Origin of the sequence: Flavobacterium tistrianum, from assembly GCF_003254545.1 — a bacterium.
Classification (GTDB): Bacteria; Bacteroidota; Bacteroidia; order Flavobacteriales; family Flavobacteriaceae; genus Flavobacterium; species Flavobacterium tistrianum.
Window position 1 is genome coordinate 1 of record NZ_QJRH01000043.1, and the last position, 6,975, is coordinate 6,975.

Annotated in this window: 4 protein-coding genes; 2 read left to right on the top strand and 2 right to left on the bottom strand. The window is 45.7% G+C overall.

What is annotated here, in order from left to right; all coding sequences use genetic code 11:
- Positions 1 to 277: 277 nt before the first annotated feature.
- Positions 278 to 733, bottom strand: a complete 456-nt coding sequence (locus DMB71_RS00270) for a response regulator (protein WP_111362689.1) — start codon at positions 731 to 733, stop codon at positions 278 to 280.
- Between the two features lie 286 nt (positions 734 to 1,019).
- Here DMB71_RS00270 and DMB71_RS00275 point away from each other — a divergent pair, with 286 nt between their 5' ends.
- Entirely contained in the window at positions 1,020 to 2,246 is a 1,227-nt protein-coding gene (locus DMB71_RS00275) for a SphA family protein (protein ID WP_111362690.1), read from the top strand.
- Positions 2,247 to 2,276: 30 nt separating this feature from the next.
- Entirely contained in the window at positions 2,277 to 3,719 is a 1,443-nt protein-coding gene (locus DMB71_RS00280; RefSeq protein WP_111362692.1) for an arylsulfatase, read from the top strand.
- Between the two features lie 592 nt (positions 3,720 to 4,311).
- Here DMB71_RS00280 and DMB71_RS00285 read toward each other — a convergent pair.
- Positions 4,312 to 6,681 (bottom strand): arylsulfatase, encoded by a 2,370-nt coding sequence (locus DMB71_RS00285; protein WP_239452878.1) that lies wholly within the window; start codon positions 6,679 to 6,681, stop codon positions 4,312 to 4,314.
- Positions 6,682 to 6,975 lie beyond the last annotated feature (294 nt).

A 6,975-nucleotide genomic window follows, 5' to 3' on the forward strand; every position in this document is an offset into this window, starting at 1 on the left:
AAACTAACTAACTAACTAACTAACTAACTAACTAACTAACTAACTAACTAACTAACTAACTAACTACATTCTTGTGCAATCCATACCATTGCCAGCTCCGGAACACCAGGCAGGATTCTTACCCATTTTAGCTCATTTAAGGCAATACTAAAACAAAAAAGATGGGCATTGCCGCCCATCTTTAAATTATTTATTCTAAGATCCGCACAAATTCAAAAGGCTAAAATTCTAAAATCTTATGCCGCTGGCTTTGAAACGCTATCCTTTTGCATCTATATCATAGTCTTTCGCTCAGCAGGAAGTCCTGCCTATTTTTAAAGCTTGTCCAGTCTAAAGTAATGATGTCCTGCAGGAGAGTTTTAAATCCCTGAAATGTGCTTGGCTTTATGGCGTACAGGTCTGCGCCCAGCTCAAAGGAGCGGCTAATATTTTCAGGGCTGCCGCTCGTGGAGAGCATCACCACCTTCACTCCGCCTAACTGCCCTGCACCCGCGCGAAGCTCCTCCAGGCATTCAAAGCCGTTTTTTCCAGGCATATTGATATCTAAAAATACAATTTCGGGGAGCTGGCCAGACTTGCGGAAAAGAGCATCCAGAAGCGCCTGCCCATCCTCGACCTGATGGACTTTGACTGGCAGGTTGAGCTCATCCAAGGCATCGGTGAACAGTAATCTGTCGTCCTCATCGTCATCTGCATGGTAAATAATTTTGGCGGGATTCTGCTGTTGGGACATCGCTTTCAAATTTGCTGCAGTTCACAAGGCAAGAGCCTGCGAATCTGCAAAAGGTTATACTAAAAATCAATACAAGCTTTTGTAAATAGGCAAACGATAGAATTATGTCCGCGGAGCGGCTGGTGAAAAGCAAAGATACGGCTAATTTTTAGAAAAATCACCGCAAAAGGCTTAAATCATCAAAAGGATAATATATCCAGTCCATTTTTTAAGATAAATTTTCTGCTGCAGGCTTGAAGCGGAGCCTTTAAAGCTTTGCAGCGCTAAAAAACGAAACTTCCGCAAAGTGAAAATTTTAGGAACTGGAGCAGCCGCGAGCCTAAGCTTTATAGAATTCCCGCATGCGCCCAAATTTATATTTCCGCACCATCCCCTTAAAAATTTGGTTGCAGATTATAATCTGGAACATGTTTTCGGCAGCCGGCAGATTAGATATTTCTTAAATCCGCTTAATTTTAGGCAGCAAGAAAATGGCGCTCCAATGACAGCAAGAAAATATTATCCATATGGCATCTGCAGATCTAAAGCAGCATTTCCATCTAAAAAAAGCAAAAGGATTGCGGCAATCTTCACATTGCTTTTTTTCTGTGCCGCTTCGGCAGATGCGCAGCTCAAAGGCACGCATCTGCTGGGAGACATGGGGCTCCAGTCAGGCACGCAGGCGCCGCCTTCCTTTATGCCCGCCGTGGCGCTATACGACTACCAGACCTCCAAGCTTATTAGAGCCGATGGGGAAAAGCTCGACATTCCCCATATCAACATGTTTCTTCTCGGATTTGGAGGAAATTTTGTAACCAATTTTAAAATACTGGGGGGCAATTACGGCGGCTCGGTCCTGATCGCTTTTGCTTCGAGCCGGATCGAGGGCGATCTTGTTTCAACAAAATCATCGCTTGCCTTTACCGATATGTACATTCAGCCGCTGCAGCTGGGCTGGAAAACCAAAAAAGCGGATTTTACGGCCGGGTATGCCCTTTATCTGCCTACAGGGAAATATGAGCTGGGCGGAGATGACAATGCGGGCATGGGGATTTTATCCAACGAGTTCTCAGCAGGCACGACTTACTATTTTGATGCCCAAAAAGAATGGAATATCTCGGCTTTGTTTTCTTATGCCCTAAACAGCAGAAAAAAGAATACTGGAGGCAACGAACTAAAGCCCGGCAGCCTTCTCACTGTTGAAGGCGGTCTGGGCAGAACCTGGATAAAACCTGTAAAAGGAAATCCCATGCCGATGGTTATTAATGCAGGGCTGGTCTATTACATGCAGTTTAAGGCCACAAAAGATGAAATGATGATTCCCCAGATAAACAATGTTGAATTCGACCTCAAAAACAAAGATCGGATCTATGCGCTTGGCGCTGAAGGCAATATTTTTATCCCTTCGATAAAATCAAGCATAGGAATCAGATGGCTGGGCGAGCTGGGAGCTGTAAACCGCACGCAGGGAAATTCGTTTTTTCTGACTCTGGCGCCATGCGCCTCATTCTTTGAACCGAAGAAAAAGCCTTAACCGGCAGTTAATCAAACAAAAAAAATCATTATGCCGACAATAAACGAAAGAATCTGTAAAGTATGCCTGATCTGCTTTTTTGCGGGATTTCCAATGCTGCATGCGCAGCAGAAATCCATCGCATCTGCCGATAAGCCCAACATTGTCTTTATCCTGATGGACAACCTCGGCTACGGCGAACTGGGCTGCTATGGCGGAGGCGAATTGCGGGGCGCACCGACGCCCAGAATCGACAGGCTGGCCTCCGAGGGGACCCGCCTGACCAATTTTAACGTGGAGGCCCAGTGCACGCCCAGCAGGTCCGCTATTTTAACAGGGCGCTTTGCCATCCGCTCCGGCACGCATTCGGTTCCTCTTCCCGGCTCCCCGGACGGCCTCACCCAATGGGAAATAACAATTGCCGAACTGCTTTCAGGCGCAGGATATGCAACGGCGCATTTCGGGAAATGGCACTTGGGAAGCGATCAGAGCAGACTGCCCAATAATCAGGGTTTTGACGAGTGGTACGGCATTCCAAGGACAACAGACGAATCGATGTTCCCATCCCAGCCCGGAGCTAAAGAAGCCGGCGTATCCTTCATGCATATCATGGAAGGGAAAAAAGGGGAAAAAAGCAGAGATCTTGCTGTCTATGATCTAGAGCAGCGGCGACTGATCGATGCCGAAATTACCAAACGATCCATCGAATTCATGCAGAGAAGCGTGCAGGCCAAAAAACCTTTCTATGTCTACATCCCCTTTACGCTTGTGCATTTTCCCGCACTGCCCAATCCTGAATTCAGCGGGAGAACGGGAAATGGCGATTTCCCCGATGCATTGGCGGAAATGGACGCCCATGCAGGGGAAATAATTGATGCAGTGGACAAGCTGGGAATTCGCGAGAATACCATTTTTGTCTTTACAAGCGACAACGGCCCGGATCCTACCGCCCCGTCCCAAGGCTCTTCGGGGCCGTGGAGCGGCTACTACTTCACCCACATGGAGGGCTCCCTGCGCACTCCCTTTATAATCCGATGGCCCGGAAAGATTCCTGCCGGACGCACAAGCAATGAAATCATCCATGAAGTGGACACATTTGCGACATTTGCCAAGATTGCAGGAGCGCAAGTGCCAAATGACCGCATGATTGACGGCGTGGACCAGTCTGATTTTTTCTTTGGAAAAGGCACTTCAAACCGTGAGGGATTTCCGGTTTTTGTAGCAGACCGCCTGGAGGCAGTCAAATGGAAAAATTTCAAAATGGCATTCTATAAATCGGAAAGGGACTGGTGGAACACGCCTGCCAAGCTTGGCGTGCCACAGATATTTGATCTGTACACCGATCCAAAAGAGGAATATCCTTCAAGCCTGACCCCTAATGCTTGGGTTGGCGGGCCTATGATGAAAATTGCTGGCGAGTTTGAGAAAAGCATCGAAAAATATCCTTTGATAAAACCCGGAACGCTGGATCCTTACAAAGCTTCTAAAAAATAAAGGAAACAAAAATCTCCCTTTAGCTTTTTTATCCGGTTTCCATAGGCATTTCCAAATTTCCGTGGCAGAACTGCGGCGCAGTATTAAAAAAAATAGAAATGCAGCATAAAAGCGGGATACGGAAATTTTGTTCGAATCCCGCTTCTGTCCCCTAATAGTTTAAAATCAATTTTTCAAATACACTTCCCTTCCAACCAACCACCTCTTAGCCGGCCAAAATCAAAACCAAAACAACAATAAAAAAATCTAAAAAAACAAGCATACTTTACACCATCGGCAATTACGGGGCACTATGCACATCTTTACCCAATCTAGCTCATAAGACATTATTAAAACAAAAAAGATGGGCATTACTGCCCATCTTTAAATTATCTCCCGCTGATAACCATTCCCTTTCAATATGCTGGAAATTTAATTTTACGCATCACCGGCTTTTGAAACGCCGCCAGATAATTCCACTGCTCTTTCCAATGTTTTTTGAGCTCCGCTTCATAGCTCTTCAAAGCCCCTGCACTATAACTAATTCCCAAATCTTGAACATAAATAATCTTCAAAATGGCATCCAATATTAAATCTGGACATCAGATAAGCGTCATTTTAAATCTATGGCGACTTTTTCAATTGCACCATTAAATTTAAAAGGAGGCTTGTAATCGAAAGTCACCGGCTGGCCGCTATCTTCTCCAATTCCAAAAGTATCAGCTCCAAAACGCGCAAATACGGTTGCATCCATTTTTGCTTTTCCAGCTTCCTGCCCATCAACCTTCAGAATTAACTCAGCTCCCTTGCCCATGCCTCCGCCTGCGTAATTAAAGTCTAAAGATATCGTTTGGGGGTCTTTTCCTAATGCCTTTTGAGATTTTATAACCGTATGTCTGCCATAATAATTATAATCGAATATAGGGATTCCATCTTTTACATATAATGTCACTCCGGCAGAAACCCCTCCGGCTGCTATAATAACGCCATTGGTTTTCTGGGAATTCCCCGTTACATCTGCAGTGATTGTCCAGCTGCGGTTCTTAATTGCCGGTGAGGCTGTCTCCGGCAGCCGCACTGCTCCGGGATAGTACACAAAATGGGTTGTCTTGGGATCAAGTCCGGGAGGCACCGGTTTAGGAATTAAAGCTCGAGCCACGCCACGGTCATCAAGCGGATAGACATGATATTTTAGAGCAGCCTGATCAAACTTTTTCTTCATTTCAGCAAGTTTCTCCGGCATTTTAGCCGCAAGATCATTTGCCTCTGAAAAGTCTGAATTCAGATTATAAAGCTCCCATTTGTCCTGGTCCCAATTGCCCGGCGCAACATCCTGTCTCCACGGCAAAGTGTGCTGGGCGTTGGCTTTCCATCCATCCTCATATATCGAGCGGTTGCTCAGAATTTCAAAATACTGTTCTGTTCTTCCTTTGTAGGCATTATCGGTGAAAGTAGGCAAAAACGATTTTCCTTCCAGCGGAACCTGTTTTATTCCGTTCACATATTCAGGCATTGTAACGTGGGCCGCTTCATAGACTGTCGGCGCGACATCTATCAGATGCAAAAAGGCATCTCTGGGTTTGTCATCGTGTTTAATTCTTGCCGGCCAGCTCACTACCATAGGATTTCTGGAACCGCCCAAATGGGATGCCACCTGTTTCACCCATTGGAAAGGCGTATTTCCTGCCCATGCCCAGCCTACAGGATAATGGGGCTCGGTTTCAGGGCCTCCAAGCTTGTCAAGATCTTTAATTATATCATCCAGACTGGCATTCATACCCGATAAACTCTTAATTTCATCCATCGTCCCATCCGGCCCTCCCTCGGATGAAGCGCCATTATCTCCTACAATATAGATCACTAAAGTATTTTCAGCATCGGGAAGCTCTTTTATGGCATCCAGAAGGCGCCCGACCTCATGGTCCGTAAAGGCAAAATAACCCGCATAATTTTCAAACAGCGCATTATAGACTTTCTTCTGCTTGCCGCTCAAGCTTTCCCATGCAGGAACCCAGTCAGGCTTTGGCGTCAGCTTTGTATCGGGAGGAATGATCCCCATTCTCTTCTGATTCTCGAAAACCTGCTCTCTATACTTCTCCCATCCCATATCAAACTTGCCTTTGAACCTCTCGCGCCATTCTTTGGTGACATGGTGGGGCGCATGCATCCCCCCGGGCGCGAAATACATAAAAAATGGCTTGTCAGGCGCTACGGACTTTGAATATTTCATTTTAGCTATCGCCCGGTCTGTCATATCTGTCAGCAGATGATACCCTTCTTCCGGCGATTTATCTGGCTCTACCGGCAGCGTATTTTCAAAAATAACCGGATAATACTGGTGCGCCTCCCCTGCATTAAAACCGTAGAAGTAATCAAACCCTAAACCTGTCGGCCAGCGGTCAAATGGCCCTGCCACGCTGGTTTCCCAATCCGGGGTGTTGTGGTTTTTACCGTACCACCAGGTCGAATAGCCGTTGTCTTTGAGAATCTCTCCCATTGTAGCGGTTGATTTCGGAATCATGGTTGAATAATTGGGAAATCCGGTTGCCCACTCCATCAGAAAGCCGTTTCCAGCATCGTGATGGTTGCGCCCTGTCAGCAGCGCCGCCCTTGAGGGGCCGCATATCGCCGTTGTGTGGAATCTGTTGTATTTGATTCCCTGGGAAGCCAGCTTGTCGAGGTTCGGAGTCGGGATCAGCCCTCCGAATGTGGATGTCTGCCCAAATCCCACGTCATCCAGCAGCACGATAATGATATTGGGCGCCCCTGCGGCCGCTTTGGGTATTTCAGGCCATGCCGCAGTCGATTCCTTGTAGGTCTTTCCAATCTTGCCTTTAAAGGCAGGATCCGGATAAGGCAGCCTGTTTTCCTCTGCGCTGTTTTTCTTCTGTGCCTCTACAGCTAGCGACACAAGAAGAAAAAATGCAGCCAGAAGCATTCCGTTTTGATTCTGATAAGCTCTTTTAAATTTTTCGACCTTCATACTTTAAATGGTATTAGTTAAAACGCAATCCTTTAATAATAAAACGAATAAGAACCTGAATAGCAAACAATAATCTAATTTAATATTTTTTTGATTATCCTGTGGCGGAAATCCTTAATTTTTGAAAAGTACGAGATTCTCCACCACCACCCCACTTTCGCCGGCCAAAACAAAACAAAAACAAAATAAAAATTAAAATCAATCTGCAAGAAAAGAAAAGAGAAAACATAACTAACTAACTAACTAACTAACTAACTAACTAACTAACTAACTAACTAACTAACTAACTAACTA